This window comes from Desulfitobacterium nosdiversum, from assembly GCF_049860565.1.
GTDB lineage: Bacteria > Bacillota > Desulfitobacteriia > Desulfitobacteriales > Desulfitobacteriaceae > Desulfitobacterium_A > Desulfitobacterium_A nosdiversum.
In genome coordinates this window covers 2,996,785-3,011,018 of record NZ_CP172056.1, presented here as the reverse complement: position 1 = coordinate 3,011,018, position 14,234 = coordinate 2,996,785, and the positions used below count along the sequence as shown (strand labels likewise).

Below are 14,234 nucleotides of genomic sequence, written 5' to 3'. Positions count from 1 at the left end.
TCAGAGATGAGCAAAGTGATTGTTGTCGGCGGTGGGCTTGCCGGACTTATGGCAACTATTAAAATGGCCGAAAATGGAACTCATGTTGATCTTTTTTCCCTTGTTCCAGTTAAAAGGTCTCATTCCGTCTGTGCACAAGGGGGCATTAATGGAGCTGTAAATACGAAAGGTGAAGGAGATTCTCCATGGATTCATTTTGACGACAGTGTTTATGGAGGGGACTTCTTAGCCAATCAACCTCCTGTTAAGGCCATGTGTGAAGCAGCACCTGGAATTATTCATTTAATGGACCGAATGGGAGTCATGTTTAATCGAACCCCTGAAGGCCTATTGGATTTCAGACGTTTTGGCGGTACTAAACATCATCGCACAGCTTTTGCAGGCGCAACGACGGGGCAACAACTCCTATACGCATTGGATGAGCAAGTTCGGCATTTTGAAGTTACAGGACTTGTTCAAAAGTATGAGGGATGGGAATTCCTTTCGGCAGTTCTTGAAGACGGTGTTTGCAAAGGGATTGTAGCACAGAATATGAAGGATATGTCGGTTAAAGCTTTTGCGGCGGATGCGGTTATTGTTTGTACGGGCGGTTCGGGAATGATTTTTGGCAAAAGCACGAACTCGACCATTAATACAGGCTCCGCGGCTTCAGTCCTTTACCAACAAGGGGTTAAATATGCAAATGGAGAATTTGTGCAAATTCATCCTACAACTATTCCGGCTGAGGATAAACTTCGCCTAATGTCTGAGTCAGCTCGCGGCGAAGGAGGTCGGGTTTGGACTTATAAAGATGGAAGACCCTGGTACTTCCTTGAAGAGATGTACCCGGCTTATGGGAACCTAGTGCCAAGAGATATTGCTACACGGGCCATTTACCATGTTGTTTTTGATTTAGGGCTGGGTGTTGACGGGGAAAATAAAGTTTATCTTGATCTTTCACATGTTGGCCCTCATGAATTAGAAGTCAAGCTTGGGGGAATTATTGAGATTTATCAAAAATTCGTCGGTGATGATCCGAAAAAAGTCCCTATGAAAATATTCCCTGGCGTGCATTACTCCATGGGTGGACTCTGGGTGGATTATGATCAAATGACAAATATCCCTGGACTTTTTGCTGCTGGGGAATGTGATTATCAGTATCATGGAGCAAATCGCTTAGGGGCTAACTCTTTGCTTTCAGCGATTTATGGAGGCATGGTAGCAGGTCCGAAGGCCATGGAGTATATCAAAAAAAATAAAATAAAAGCTCCTAATGCAGACGAACCTTCCTTTATTCAAGAGAAAAAGCGCCAAGAGCATAAGTGGGTGCAGATCCTTTCCATGAAAGGAACAGAGAATCCTTACCTGTTACATAAGGAGCTCGGGAATCTCATGACTGCAAATGTTACGGTTGTCCGTTACAATGATAAATTAGCAGAAACAGATGTTAAAATACAGGAACTGATGAAACGCTGGCATAACGTCAGCTTAATTGATGATGTCGTTTGGAGCAACCAAACGGCCATGTTGATTCGGCATTTATGGAATATGTTAGAGCTTGCCAGGGTCATTACTTTAGGCGCATTAAGACGGAATGAAAGTCGTGGAGCACATTATAAACCCGAGTTCCCGGATCGCGATGATGAAAATTGGTTGAAGACTACATTGGCTGCATGGACTCCGAATGGCCCTGAATTTAGTTATGAACCAGTAGATGTTTCCCTGATTTCACCTCGTTTACGGAATTACGCAGTAGATAAATAAAAGGTTAAAAGAGGAGGGGAAAGAGTTGTCGACTCAAAAAACGATTCAATTAAAAATTCGTCGCCAAGATGGCCCCAACAAGCTATCACGGTGGGAAGAGTTTGAAATATCTTATCGTCCAAATATGAATGTTATTTCTTGTTTAATGGATATTCAAAAAAATCCTGTTAACGCTCAGGGGGAAAAAACAAATCCAGTGGTATGGGAATGCAATTGTTTAGAAGAAGTATGCGGTGCATGTACAATGATCATTAACGGTCAAGCCCGTCAATCTTGCTCGGCACTCGTAGATCAACTCCAGCAGCCGATTGTTCTTGAGCCACTCACAAAATTCCCACTCATCCGCGATTTAATGGTGGACCGTGCATTGATGTTTGAGAATTTGAAAAAAGTTCATGCTTGGATCGATATTGACGGAACCTATGATTTAGGTTCAGGCCCGCGCATGGCTGAAGTAAAAAGACAATGGGCCTATGAACTTTCTAAGTGTATGACGTGTGGGTGTTGTATGCAGGCTTGTCCACAAGTAAATCCACGTTCCAAGTTTATTGGACCAGCTGCAATTTCACAGGTTAGACTGTTTAATGCCCATCCTTCAGGAGAAATGTATAAGCATGAACGGCTTAAGGCACTTCTTGACGAGGGAGGAATTTCGGATTGCGGTAATGCACAAAACTGCATAAGAGCTTGTCCTAAACAAATTCCTCTGACAACAAGTATTGCTGATTTGAATAAAGAAACCAATAAGTTTGCTTTAACTTATTGGTTAAACAAGTAGTAATTAGAGACTAAAATGTAAATCGCAGCTCTTACTCGTGAGTAAAGGCTGCGATTTTTTTCAACTGCACTGATTATTTAATTATCGTTTAAGTCGCTTGCTGAACCGCCGCCACTAAGGGAAGGAAAACGCACGATTAAATATATTCCGCTTGGAGAGTCGATTTCAAAAGGTCTAGGAAATTAATGACACTACCCAGCGGTATAGTGCTTGGAGTACTGTTTCTGGTGACGAAGGAGATTGCTGGAGTGGTTGGTTTTCAGGTTGAGATCCCAGAGTTAATTGTTGAGGCTGAGGATCAATTGCTGTAGAAGCAGATTCACCAAAATCTTGATAATCCGGAAACATATTATCCCCTCTTCCTTTAATATTAGGACTCAAGGTCCTATAAGATTCTTAACTAAGAACTTGGAATGATGGGGATTAAGTCGTCCTTTATTTATTTCATTATATTCAGGTTGTCCATATAATGTTCAGGATATTTTTTCACAAATAGTTCACATTAGTTTCAGGTAATTTTCAGGGAATAATGGGAAAAGTGGATTATAATTCATCTTGAGATTTTCTTTTTCAATATTTTAACCCCTTACTGCAACCTGTCAGCGATGACAGGTTTTTTTTGTTTAAAACTATACTGAAAGTAAGGCATTAGAAAATGTCCTGTAAAGGTAAGCCTTCGAATAGAAAAAAGAACACTGTAAAAGTCCAGTGTTTTTCATAGAAAAGTCTCTTCTTGCAATGGGCCTAAGGATTCTAATCGATAATAAGAATAATGGTAAAAACGAGCATAAGAACAGGGAGAAGTTCAATGAGAGCAATTCCTATAAATGTAAGGTTAAACATTGAATGATCAATGGATTCAACACTTTTGAGCCCTTGAACAATTTTTTTCTCAGCCGCCATGGCACCGACTATAGATAGAATTAAAGAAATTACAGCCCCGCTTATTGTTGCTAGATGTATAGACATATCACAAATGCATCTCTTTCCGAAATTGTCAAACTTGTAACAATATTCACGTTACTTTTGCAATATAAGCTGTATTTTAATTCATCAGACTTTGAAATACAATACTTTGCACTATTATTTACAAAATTAGTGTTTGTTCCTTCTTCTCTGCCCCATCAAAGATGGGGTAATTTTTTTGTGAATGTTACGGTTGTCCTTAATAATTATGTAATAGGCATAATAAGCAGTTGTTATTATTTCCATTTAAAATAAGTATGCCATATTAACTGTATTCGACAATAAATTCTATGGATAATCCTTACATACTTGTACTAAAATAAGATTCGTGAGTTGTTTATTAAAGAAAGGTATCGAAAGACTATGGTACGTCAAATTGCACTTAAAAGAATTTCAATCGAAAAAACTCGAAGAAAGTTATTCTTATTAGGTAACTTTAAAACACTTACAGATCCTGATGTTGTAAGACTTAGTCAGCAGTTGGATGAACTTCTTAATGAATATGAAATTCTGAGACGTGATTACACATATATGCTGCAGCAAAAGGAAGCCTAGCAGCAGAGAAACTGTCGGAAAATCTGCTTTGAAGGTATTTACGTACCCAGAATAAGATTGATGAAGAATTTAAGATGTTTGAACTGGATTATGAGGTGGATACATAAGTGGATTCGCTAAATATAAAGAAGGGCGGCTAGAATGCCGCCCAAAACTATTATGGGCTAACGAAAGTGATAGCGCGTAAAGGGATACGCACAACGGGACGGATACCATCAATCGAAGTACCGATGTTGGAATGTAGTTTAAAAAGAAAAGGCACTTCATTATATGAATGAGGCTATTTTTTCTTTATAGACAAGTTTCACGCGAATTCGCCAATAAGTGTATGTAATAATGAGTAAAGCAGAAGAGAATCGAAGTCTCAGTTGATCTAAATGTAATACGCAATTCTTTATTGGATAGTATGTTTAAAGGAGCTATTATGTTTTTTTTTAGTGTTCCATGGTGGTTATGGGTATTGGTAGCAGTTACGGTTGTTATAATAATTTTTCCAGGTAGTAAATCGCGAAGACGATAAGAAAATAAAACTATCGCAAGGAGCACAATTCCATGCTCAACCGTACCCCTTTTCTCAGCCGGCGCATAGCATATCACCGCAAAAATCAAGTGCTTAGCTATATTCATGGGTAATCCTTACATCTTTGCATTACAATCGGATTCGTGAGTTCCGAAGAAAGGTGTCAGAATACAGTGGTTCGCAAAATTGCGCTTAAACGAATTTTAATCGAAGAAACTCGTAGGGAGTTACTCTCATTGGGAAACAGTAAAACGCTTACTGATCCTGAGGTTGTAAGACTTAGCCAGCAATTGGATCGATTACTTAATGAATATGAAACTTTAACAAGTGATTACTTATACAGGCTGCAAAATAAGGAAGCTTGTCAGGATGAAAATAATTTGTAAACCGGTAGAGATGGTCGCTAAGTTTAAATTTAACGGTGTGATCGAAGTTGAGCTAATAGGATATAGTTTAACCCCTCTCTAATTTTTTTTGAGGCCTCTTGCACAGGCCTCAAAAGATGAGATTGAGAAGGGTTTTTCTGTTTCTTGATCTAGATTATAAAGGCTTGACCCATAATGTTACTTTTTGTTCTGGGAATTATGGAAGATAAAAGAAATCCCTTGGCAGAGGGCTATTTTTTATTGTTAGAAAAACAAATTACGGTACATACTAAATTCAATATTGTTTAAGGAGGCCGATTCGATGACAATTCTTGAAAAGGTAGAATCAAGTACACGTGCGGCGGTACAGGCTATTTTTGATAAAGAACCTGTCAACTATCTTGAAGGAGGCAGTTTGTACGGTATAATCGCTCAAGGACTGCATACTCGTTCTATGCTAGAAATTATGTATAATCACGCCTTAGACCCTGAGCTAAAAGATTTAATTAAAATTGCTATTGATGATTTGGTTAATCCACTTATTGAACAATGTGAAAGACATTTGAGCATGAGCGAGGCGCAAGTACCGCATTTCGGATTTAGTGAGCATAAATTACACAATAGCATTGACATTCCGAGTGATGCTCGCTTAACAGACAATGAAATTGCAGCTGGAATTGGAACAATGGCAAAAGCAGCTCAGATGGCTTTGTTAGGGGCACTTCATCAATCATATCAGCTAGAAGTAGGTATGATGTTCCGTAAATTTCTTGATGCTGGGCTAGATTGGAATTATCGGCTTTTGCAGCTAATGATTCATCGGGGCTGGCTTCCACATCTTGCTAAAGTAACACATTGAGTTGAGAAATATAGGCCTTCAAGGATTTGTTTCACAGAGATTTCACGCGCTCTTCAGTTTATTTTAAGAATAGTTGAGTACGGCAATCTTGTTTCTTTTTCAATTTAATCCCCTTTACTATACCTCGTCAGAAATGGCGAGGCTTTTTCTATTTATATTGGAACATTTTTCACATAGAAACAGGAATAATTTTGGGGATATTTTCAGTTTTAAAAGTAAATCCATCTCTCGCTTAGTGTAACAATAGACCCATATTGTTCACACACCTATGCATATAATAATCCGTCCGGAATAGAATAATTCCATTCAAAAAGAAAAGAGGAATCGATATGCTGGGGATTATTAGTGTTTTAGGTTTTGTGGTGATTGCAAGAATCGGACTTTCGTTGTTTAGTTATGTTAATAAATAATTTAATTTGTTTTTAAACGCCTTGATTTCAAGGCATTATTTTTATACGTAAAAAAGGAGATGGAGGGGATGACCTAGTGGATTAAGTATCAGTCATATCCTTAATTTCATCTGTTGGAGTTGCCAGCGAAGTTGTTTTTGAATATGTCGGTTATTCAAAGGGGGCCAAAAAAGAATCGCACCAAGAGGGGGAGGTTGATGGTGAACAAAAAGACACCAATATAAGCATGAATGCTCTCGCCGAGCGTGTAACGCGAGTAGAAGAGTCAAATAAGTCAGCTCATAAGCGCATTGATGAGCTGACAGGTGAGAAAGGTGGTGGATGATCTTTGAACGGGAAATGAAATGCGTTAGAATGATAGCATAACATTTGTGGAGGGTTCGAGATGAAACGATTTAACGATTGGATTGGAGACAAGATTTCCTTTTGGTTATCGACGATGGCGATGTTTTGGATTGTCTGCGCCTTTGTTTTGATCCCTTTGTTCTGGCAACGTCCCGAAGGGCTAATCGGATGGGTTCAATTTCTTATTCAGAGCTTCTTCCAAGGTGCAGCCCTCCCGGTACTTGGTTATGTTTCGCGAAAGGCCGGAGAGAACCAAGAACGTATATTAAACGAAACGCATGATACAGTTATGGATGAGCTGGCTATGATTAAGGATGAATTAGCCCTGGCCAGAGAGGAACGAGACGAGCTGAAGATCTTGCTCGCAGCACTCCACGCAAAGGCTCCAGAATTAGAATAGAATAATTTAACCAACATAGGGCGAACATGTTTACATGGATTACTTTCCAGTAATTCTCGTCCAACAGCTGGTATTCCGGGAAATAAATATTGAAAGGAACGACGTGCTTCATCGGCACTATGAGAACTGTTAAGCACATGGCTTTTAACGACAACAATCGCAAATGTGACACCTTGTTCTTTTATTATTTTTGACAATAGAAAAAGCCGGGTACATAGCCCGGCTTTACGTTTACCACCAAAACGGGAAGAACGGAAAAAAGAATGGATTAAAAAACGGGAAGAATCCAAAACGCCTAAATCCAAATCCAAACCCAAACATAAGCTTATTTCCTTTCTCGTTTAGAAGATTACGCCTAATGCGATAAGAATAAGAATTGCAATAGCGATAATTCCTACACCAACGCCTACACCAGCGCCAGTGCCAAAGGGGGCTGCAACTGGTGGACAGCAAGCACCGCCGAATCCCATACCGTACATGACATTACCTCCTTATCAATTTTTTAATTAAGCTTAGAAGACGATTCCCATTGCGATAAGCAGAAGAATAATGACAACTACGATTGCAATGCCTGGTAAGAAATTAGGTCCACATCCACAGGCTCCATCAACACCACCAAAAGCCATCTGAACTCCTCCTTTTCTTGAAGATACTACAGTTTATGCTTTGTCTAGATATTTTGCCACAATATGGAAGAATGAAGGTGATGCAGTTTGCGTACGTCAAAAAAATGTTGGTACTTCAGACGATAACATCGAAACAATAGGCATTAAGTTGATGCAACAGTTAAATGAGAGTATACCTTCAAAGTCATTTATTTTGCACCTGTGCGGCTATGAAGGAGATACGCCATTGGTATACCTTGTAAATGGCACCAGTGTAATTAGATTTAATCAAGAACAAGATATTATTAAATATAATTTTTTGTGGAGTGGAAAGGTTGAAGGAATAGCCAATTTATTAACTGGCTTGAATTATGGCTACCATACTTATTTCACCTATAAATCCGGAGATATACCCAGAGTCCGTAAGAGAAGTATTAAAAGGAAATGATGCGCTAACTCCTATTTTTAAACAAGAACTTGGGAAACTTACTTTTACTGTAGTGACTTCTGAATTAAGTGCTACTTCTCAAGTTAATGCACAATCCATTCCCCCTGAACAGCCAGCAACGACTAACTCACAAGCACAAGCTCAAGCTTCCTAGATACAACAACGCCCTCTCTTGCTCTAGTGTAGAGAGGGCTTTTCTATATGCCTAACTGTTCTTATGAAATTCAGATTACCCCATAAAAAAAATCACTCTTTTCGTATAGCTTAATAGATGTATTGCGAGCATGAAAGGGTGTCTAAGTTATAGTGAAATCTGGAATTGAACATTTATGCCAAGATATTGTAGAAGTGCATCGGAATCTTATCAAATTAGGAAAGTGCAAACCGCCTGGTGATCCGGATGTCGTGGAATTAAATCAACGTTTTAAAAGATTGCTCAATGAATATCTGCGAATCGCAAAGCAATGACCAACACTCTCTGCTTCGGCAGGGAGTTATTTTTTGTATAAAATTAAAGTTTTCTTAGGAATAGAGTGAATTTGTCTTGTTGAATGAGTCCTAATTACTTATTTTTGGGCATATTATTACCAGAAATATTGATTAGGACGTGGTTGCGTGCCTAAAAAAGTTATTCTTAAGAGGCATAAAGGGGTTGTCCAAAGATGGAAATTAAAATATACTATAACTGAGGCGAGAGGTAATGGGGATGTACACGGAAAGGAGGGTCAAAATATGACAGAAATGACCCAAAAGCTTAATAGTATTCAGATACCACCACATGTACTGAAACAATTGGGTCTAGATAAAAACTGGCAGAACAACATCTCTCCTGAGGTAATGTCGACGGTAATTAAAACAGCTGAAAAATATAAAAGCGCTCTAAGGAGGCTTTCTAGACATTAGGATTCAGTACTTAAATGAGTCAGATTTGCTGGCTATTCATTTTGTGGTGATAGATGATTACTTTAGTGAATTTAAAGATGATGAATTAGAACAGAGAGGCATTAAAGATGTCTCTCTGTTTCAATCTGCTCTTCATGAGCCTAAGCAGACCTTTGATAAAATTGAACTTTATCCTGATGTTTTATCTAAGGGAGCAGTATATCTTAGATCACTTGCTCTTAATCACGCTTTCTATAATGGAAACAAAAGGACTGCCTTAATGGCAATGATTGTTTTCCTTGAAATGAATGGTTATGAGGTTATCGCTGTTCCAAATAGATTGTATAAATTTGCTTTAGCTGTTGTAAATACTAAACCTTCAATAGATCATATTAAGAATAAGTATTTAAAAAGATATACTAAATATACAGCAACAAGAAATACAGGGGCAAAAGATTACTTGGGTTTTGTGAATTTTTTTAGAAAAATAACTAAATTTAAGTGATTAAAATTAGGTTATAGCATCACTAATCGAAATGGTTGCGAGGTTCGATCTAAACGGCAATCCTAGGCCATCACGTTTTGCCTACAATTGAAAGGTGATTGATGTGGAGCAGATCTGCTCCGCGACAGAAGAGAAGCTGACCAGAAATAGAATGAAGGTTTTTGTTTGCCAATTGAGATTGATGGTGAGCTGAAGAAGTTCGAACTGAAGTATGAGCTGCAGATGATGAAATGGATTCTCTGGAAGATGTAAGAAATCCCTCGGGAATGAAACCCGAGGGGTTTTTTGTATCTATTATGGCATTTTCTCTGTCAGTGTAATCTCAATCCCATAAGTGTGCTCTTTGACGACGACAACATCTTTATCCTTTTCATCGTTGTACTCTATTTGCTTAAACTTTCCTCCAATCAACCTCCATTCGAGATTATAGTTATTTCTGTCTAGTATCTCATGTACTTTGCTTAAGTTCTTATCTGGTACATATCCAACTTTACCTATATCTTCATGCTCGATTCTAATGGCCTTGTGGTTATATGTATTTTCCGGTTCTGGGATCAGAGTTATTTCGGAATCACCATAAACGTCGACTTGATAGGTTTCATCTGCATAATCTTCAAGAATTTCCTTATTTGTCATTCCGTCATAAGCTTCGTTGTTTTCCAGATATTCCTCGACTAAATTATGTTTTATTGCCCTTTGAATCTTATCATCAGATATTCCGGCCACCCTAAATGTAAACGATTCTGTTTTTGGTTGTTTGGTTTCCGAAACTTGATTAACCTTCTGTATCGAATTAACGACTGATGGAGTTTCTATTGGAGGGTATGAAACTTCAGACAGTATTGGACTTGTTTTTAGATGTTTATTATATTTAATCACCTTAATTAGAGTATCAATTGCTAACCATAAAAGAGACGGAATTGATAATACTAAGCCGAGGGGCAATAGTGGAGTGAAACAAAGTGCTATACAAATTCCGGAAGCAATTAGCGCTTTTTTATTATAGCCACCAGTAAATTCTCTCCACCCTTTGGTGTATTCTGAGGAAAATAAATTTACTTGATTGGCTATTTGCCTTTCACTATGAGTTCCTAAATAGTTTTTATTATCCTTCTTTCTCCCAAAATTGTAGCTGAAACCTGTACCAGGGATACCCAGTGTTAGCCCTCGTTTACTATTATAGGTAATGCCTTTTGCGATCTTAACGCTGGTAGAAGTTATGCCTTTCTTTCCAATGTTTAGCTTAAATCCTTTTGGACCGATCTGCTTTCTAAAACGTGAACCCATAAAATCACCTGATTTCATTAATGTTAGATAAGGATTCTATTTTTACAAGATATTACCTTCTTTTTGTGTTTGCCTTTTTGTATATAGTTTCTTTTTGCAGATGGCCGTTATTTGATAATTGATTTGTTGTAGTTTAATATAACTTTTAATTACGTTAGTCCCCAAATAATCCCCAAAAGGCTATCCGAAAGAGTAGTACTATAAGAAAACAAAAAACCACGCAAACATGCGTGGTTGAGCTTTTTTACTGGCAGGGGATGCAGGAGTTGAACCCACACTAACGGTTTTGGAGACCGCTGTTCTACCATTAAACTAATCCCCTATGAAGATGAATAAAATAGCGACAGTGCAAATTATACTAGAGCATTAGAATTATGTCAACAATATGACGAGTATATATTTATTTCTAAAATAATTTTTTTAAAAAGATTTTATAGAGAGAGAAAGGATAGGCATATATTATGTTAAAATATTTTTAGAGTGGGAGGGAAGCCTAGTGTTTATCGATTTGCATGTACATACTAAAGAATCTGATGGTTCACTTTCGGTTAATGAAGTTCTGGAACTGGCATCGAAAAAAGGAATACAAGCTCTCTCACTAACAGATCATGAGACAACTCATGGTGTTGAAATAGCGCGGAAATATAAAGATAACTTTAAACTAAAAATAATTCCTGGGGTAGAACTCGTAACAGCTTTTCAGGGGCATGAGGTTCATTTGTTAGGCTATTTTAATGACAGTTGTTTGGAAAATTTATCGCTTCAAGCACGACTAAAGGAATTGCGGTATAAGCGCACATCATTAGCTTTCGATATGGTAAAGCGTCTGCAAAGTGAAGGTTTATCTTTAAAATGGAGCGAAGTAGAGGGAGTTGCTAACCCTGAAGGGACTGTAAGTAAGGGACATATTATGTATGTGCTTCATGACCAGTTAAATAAAAATGATGTCCCCTGGTCTGTCATAGCTGCTTTCTTTCAACCCGGTGGAGCAGCATATATCCCTTTTTTAGAACATGCCTTTGAAGATGCGGTTGATTTAATTTATTCTTGTCATGGAATTCCTGTCCTTGCACATCCCGGTTTACTTAAAGATCCCCAACTTGTGAATCAGCTTCTGGAATATCGTCCGATCGGTTTAGAGGTATATTATGGATACTGGGAAAAACGTGCTGATCTTATTGCAAAATATGAAGCTTTAGGTCGTGAAAAGGCAATTTTGACAACAGGCGGAAGCGATTTTCATGGTCCATATAGTCTCGTCCAATTGGGTCAAATTAATGTACCAAACTATTGTTTTGATGATCTTAAGTTCAAGTTAGACTTATCCCTTTAGTTCACTTCATTGAAAGTAGGATAAAATCGCTCCTTCAGAGAAAAACTAAGATTAGTTTTTTATGTGGAGGGACAAATATGCAAAAAATACGATCTGAAAAGGAAGTTTTTCAAGACATAAAACAATTAATCCAAACTCACTTTGGAGAAACGGGTCAAGGTATTCATATTGAAGTTAAAGGAGATAAAGTTTCTCTTTGGGGAACAGTAGATGCTTTATCAGAAAAGGAATTTATTGCTCAAAGAATTTCACGGATTGATGGTGTTCGGGAACTCGACAACTCGTTGACGATTTCTAATGACGGGAATATTTCTGATAAGGATATTGAAAAACAAGTTGTTGAAAGATTTAGCCAAGCAAACTATGAAGATATCACTCACTTAGGGTGTAGAGTGAGCCAAGGAATTGTGACATTATTAGGCCATGTTGAAACACAAAGTACTGAGCGTTTAGCGAAAAGAATTGCATCACAGGTTCGTGGAGTTAAAGAGATTCGCAGTGAGATTCAATTTCTTGAGAAAGCGGTTGATGATGCTACTTTAGTGAATAGGGTAGAAAATGCGTTTGTGGCATCACCCTGGGTCGATGCGCATGAGATAAAGACAACAGCCAGAAATGGATTGATTACCCTAACAGGTATGGTAGATACTCAGGAGGCAATAGAATGGGCCGTAGAGACGGCATATCAGGTTCCTGGGGTCAAAGCAGTTATAAGCGAACTTTTTGCAAGACATCGTTCACAAGGTGAAGATTTAAATTTAACAGAACAATTGGTAAGAAAACTGGGACAGCATGGTATGACGAGTCAACATGTCAGGGCTTTTGTTAAAGAGGGAATTGCCTTTTTAAGCGGAGAGGTTTATTCTGACGAAGACAGACGCTGGGCTGAATCAATGATTCATCATGTAGCCGGAATCCATGGAATTAATAGTTCAATCAAAGTTGCAGCACATAGTATTAAATAGCTGTCTAACAATAAACAGATAGATATTGAGCTCAACTTATTTTTAAGGTTGAGCTTATATTTGTCTGTAAAATTACCGACAATTTGGATTATTATCATATAATTGACTGACATAAGACTTTTCTTTTAACAAAAAATTATCAAACAATGATAAAGCTGATATGTTATAATAAATGCGGTGTAAATTTCGTGGGGGTGATCGGTACGGATCCAATAACTCATGGCTTAATCGGAGCAACTTTATCTACTTTATCAGGACACCCGATTCAGATGAGTGATCCTGTCTTTTTAGGATGTACACTTGGAGCAATGTTGCCCGACCTAGATATCGTGACTTACTTTAAAGGAAAAATAAATTATCTAATGAAACATCGTGGTGTAAGTCATTCTTTATTTGCATTAAGTGGAATGGCTTTGGGTCTTGGAAGTTTTCTTTATTTTATTTATCCAACGACGTCATGGGCAGTAATTGTTTTTTGGACTTTGATTGGAACTCTATCTCATGGCTTAAGCGATGTATTAAACTCTTATGGGGCGGAATTACTCTGGCCTGTTTATCGTAAGAAAATTACTGTAGATATGGTTATTGTAACGGATCCTGTTGTCTTTGGACTATTTTTATTCTCACTTGTAGTATCTATGATCTATCCCGACTTTTCCACGGATTCAACTTTAGCTGCACTTATCTTTAGTATTTGCTATCTTTCGTATCGTGAAATCGATCGAAGGAAGACACGTAAAAAACTTATGCAAAAGTATAAAATCACGGATCAGACATGTATTAAGGTTCTGCCAGCAATGTACAGGCCATTTAATTGGTCATTCTTACTTTTTCAAGAAACTGAAGTGCGATTTGGTATAGTTCTCGGGGAAAATCCAAAAATTCTTAAGACTTTGCCCTGCTATGATCCAGATGCTCCATTAATTGCAAATGCAATGGAAGGAGAATTGGCTGAGATTTTTAATCAATTTACGCCATATTGCCACGTTTTACTCAAAGAGGATGGATCTCAACAAAAGGTTGAATTTCTCGACCTTCGTTATTGGGATAAAGAAGATTTTCTATATACGGGTGAGGTCCTGATGCTTCCCGATGGCCAAATTGGGGAAGAAACTTTTTATCCCTTCCGTAGCAGGAATTCAACGGGAATTGTTCTTGAATACTAGCTTTTGAAATTCTTAGTTTAAGGTCAGAACCTCTGTGAAAAACAACCAGAGGTTCTATTTCTGTTATCCGGACTGTTTTTGTGATCAACATGGAGGTGGAAT

17 protein-coding genes and 1 tRNA gene are annotated in these 14,234 nt (G+C 37.9%); 14 read left to right on the top strand and 4 right to left on the bottom strand.

Features of this window, described 5'->3' with window-relative positions; all coding sequences use genetic code 11:
• The first annotated feature begins 6 nt into the window (after positions 1-6).
• From sdhA to ACHOLT_RS14435, 3 genes are all read left to right on the top strand, one after another.
• A complete protein-coding gene (sdhA, locus tag ACHOLT_RS14445) occupies positions 7-1,743 on the top strand; it encodes a succinate dehydrogenase flavoprotein subunit (protein WP_425801975.1) in 1,737 nt (578 codons plus the stop codon).
• 25 nt (positions 1,744-1,768) lie between these two features.
• Entirely contained in the window at positions 1,769-2,521 is a 753-nt protein-coding gene (gene sdhB, locus ACHOLT_RS14440) for a succinate dehydrogenase iron-sulfur subunit (protein WP_425801974.1), read from the top strand.
• Between the two features lie 185 nt (positions 2,522-2,706).
• The gene (locus ACHOLT_RS14435) at positions 2,707-2,832 is read left to right on the top strand and encodes a hypothetical protein (RefSeq protein ID WP_425801971.1); all 126 of its coding nucleotides are present in this window, start codon (positions 2,707-2,709) and stop codon (positions 2,830-2,832) included.
• 442 nt (positions 2,833-3,274) lie between these two features.
• Here ACHOLT_RS14435 and ACHOLT_RS14430 read toward each other — a convergent pair whose 3' ends face one another.
• Positions 3,275-3,490, bottom strand: coding sequence for a hypothetical protein (locus tag ACHOLT_RS14430; RefSeq protein ID WP_425801968.1), 216 nt, complete (start codon positions 3,488-3,490; stop codon positions 3,275-3,277).
• A 360-nt stretch (positions 3,491-3,850) separates the two neighbouring features.
• Here ACHOLT_RS14430 and ACHOLT_RS14425 point away from each other — a divergent pair, with 360 nt between their 5' ends.
• The 4 genes from ACHOLT_RS14425 (at position 3,851) to ACHOLT_RS14410 (ending at position 6,941) form a co-directional block, all read left to right on the top strand.
• A complete protein-coding gene (locus ACHOLT_RS14425; RefSeq protein ID WP_425801965.1) occupies positions 3,851-4,042 on the top strand; it encodes an aspartyl-phosphate phosphatase Spo0E family protein in 192 nt (63 codons plus the stop codon).
• Between the two features lie 693 nt (positions 4,043-4,735).
• A complete protein-coding gene (locus ACHOLT_RS14420) occupies positions 4,736-4,948 on the top strand; it encodes an aspartyl-phosphate phosphatase Spo0E family protein (RefSeq protein WP_425801963.1) in 213 nt (70 codons plus the stop codon).
• Positions 4,949-5,249: 301 nt separating this feature from the next.
• Entirely contained in the window at positions 5,250-5,786 is a 537-nt protein-coding gene (locus ACHOLT_RS14415) for a DUF3231 family protein (protein ID WP_425801961.1), read from the top strand.
• A gap of 795 nt (positions 5,787-6,581) precedes the next feature.
• Positions 6,582-6,941 (top strand): hypothetical protein, encoded by a 360-nt coding sequence (locus ACHOLT_RS14410; protein ID WP_425801958.1) that lies wholly within the window; start codon positions 6,582-6,584, stop codon positions 6,939-6,941.
• A 341-nt stretch (positions 6,942-7,282) separates the two neighbouring features.
• Here the strand turns inward: ACHOLT_RS14410 and ACHOLT_RS14405 are convergent, their stop codons facing one another.
• Positions 7,283-7,420, bottom strand: coding sequence for a hypothetical protein (locus ACHOLT_RS14405; RefSeq protein WP_425801955.1), 138 nt, complete (start codon positions 7,418-7,420; stop codon positions 7,283-7,285).
• Positions 7,421-7,607: 187 nt separating this feature from the next.
• Here ACHOLT_RS14405 and ACHOLT_RS14400 point away from each other — a divergent pair, with 187 nt between their 5' ends.
• The 4 genes from ACHOLT_RS14400 to ACHOLT_RS14385 all read left to right on the top strand — a co-directional run bounded on the left by ACHOLT_RS14400 (position 7,608) and on the right by ACHOLT_RS14385 (position 9,381).
• The gene (locus tag ACHOLT_RS14400; RefSeq protein WP_425801953.1) at positions 7,608-7,994 is read left to right on the top strand and encodes a hypothetical protein; all 387 of its coding nucleotides are present in this window, start codon (positions 7,608-7,610) and stop codon (positions 7,992-7,994) included.
• A gap of 306 nt (positions 7,995-8,300) precedes the next feature.
• Positions 8,301-8,462 carry an aspartyl-phosphate phosphatase Spo0E family protein gene (locus ACHOLT_RS14395; RefSeq protein ID WP_425801951.1) on the top strand — a complete coding sequence of 54 codons (162 nt, stop codon included), beginning with the start codon at positions 8,301-8,303 and terminating at the stop codon, positions 8,460-8,462.
• A gap of 147 nt (positions 8,463-8,609) precedes the next feature.
• On the top strand, positions 8,610-8,897 hold the full coding sequence (locus ACHOLT_RS14390) for a hypothetical protein (RefSeq protein WP_425801949.1): 288 nt from the start codon (positions 8,610-8,612) through the stop codon (positions 8,895-8,897).
• Positions 8,893-9,381, top strand: a complete 489-nt coding sequence (locus tag ACHOLT_RS14385; RefSeq protein WP_425808079.1) for a type II toxin-antitoxin system death-on-curing family toxin — start codon at positions 8,893-8,895, stop codon at positions 9,379-9,381. The genes ACHOLT_RS14390 and ACHOLT_RS14385 overlap by 5 nt, the downstream gene beginning before the upstream one ends.
• A 294-nt stretch (positions 9,382-9,675) precedes the next feature.
• Here ACHOLT_RS14385 and ACHOLT_RS14380 read toward each other — a convergent pair whose 3' ends face one another.
• Entirely contained in the window at positions 9,676-10,686 is a 1,011-nt protein-coding gene (locus ACHOLT_RS14380; protein WP_425801946.1) for a DUF4236 domain-containing protein, read from the bottom strand.
• A 230-nt stretch (positions 10,687-10,916) separates the two neighbouring features.
• A tRNA-Trp gene (locus ACHOLT_RS14375) sits at positions 10,917-10,990 on the bottom strand.
• A gap of 174 nt (positions 10,991-11,164) precedes the next feature.
• Between ACHOLT_RS14375 and ACHOLT_RS14370 the strand changes: the two genes are divergently transcribed.
• The 3 genes from ACHOLT_RS14370 (at position 11,165) to ACHOLT_RS14360 (ending at position 14,132) form a co-directional block, all read left to right on the top strand.
• A complete protein-coding gene (locus tag ACHOLT_RS14370; protein WP_425801944.1) occupies positions 11,165-12,001 on the top strand; it encodes a PHP domain-containing protein in 837 nt (278 codons plus the stop codon).
• A 77-nt stretch (positions 12,002-12,078) separates the two neighbouring features.
• On the top strand, positions 12,079-12,966 hold the full coding sequence (locus tag ACHOLT_RS14365; RefSeq protein ID WP_425801941.1) for a BON domain-containing protein: 888 nt from the start codon (positions 12,079-12,081) through the stop codon (positions 12,964-12,966).
• Between the two features lie 146 nt (positions 12,967-13,112).
• A complete protein-coding gene (locus ACHOLT_RS14360) occupies positions 13,113-14,132 on the top strand; it encodes a metal-dependent hydrolase (protein WP_425801938.1) in 1,020 nt (339 codons plus the stop codon).
• Positions 14,133-14,234: the final 102 nt, after the last annotated feature.

What these genes read in the sequence shown, in the direction of transcription:
- ACHOLT_RS14425 (WP_425801965.1), top strand. Translation starts at nt 3,851, where the DNA reads ATGGTACGTCAAATTGCACTTAAAAGAATTTCAATCGAAAAAACTCGA.
- ACHOLT_RS14365 (WP_425801941.1), top strand. Translation starts at nt 12,079, where the DNA reads ATGCAAAAAATACGATCTGAAAAGGAAGTTTTTCAAGACATAAAACAA.
- ACHOLT_RS14415 (WP_425801961.1), top strand. Translation starts at nt 5,250, where the DNA reads ATGACAATTCTTGAAAAGGTAGAATCAAGTACACGTGCGGCGGTACAG.
- ACHOLT_RS14430 (WP_425801968.1), bottom strand. Translation starts at nt 3,490, where the DNA reads ATGTCTATACATCTAGCAACAATAAGCGGGGCTGTAATTTCTTTAATT.
- ACHOLT_RS14360 (WP_425801938.1), top strand. Translation starts at nt 13,113, where the DNA reads ATGATAAAGCTGATATGTTATAATAAATGCGGTGTAAATTTCGTGGGG.
- ACHOLT_RS14410 (WP_425801958.1), top strand. Translation starts at nt 6,582, where the DNA reads ATGAAACGATTTAACGATTGGATTGGAGACAAGATTTCCTTTTGGTTA.
- ACHOLT_RS14380 (WP_425801946.1), bottom strand. Translation starts at nt 10,686, where the DNA reads ATGAAATCAGGTGATTTTATGGGTTCACGTTTTAGAAAGCAGATCGGT.
- sdhA (WP_425801975.1), top strand. Translation starts at nt 7, where the DNA reads ATGAGCAAAGTGATTGTTGTCGGCGGTGGGCTTGCCGGACTTATGGCA.
- ACHOLT_RS14405 (WP_425801955.1), bottom strand. Translation starts at nt 7,420, where the DNA reads ATGTACGGTATGGGATTCGGCGGTGCTTGCTGTCCACCAGTTGCAGCC.
- ACHOLT_RS14435 (WP_425801971.1), top strand. Translation starts at nt 2,707, where the DNA reads ATGACACTACCCAGCGGTATAGTGCTTGGAGTACTGTTTCTGGTGACG.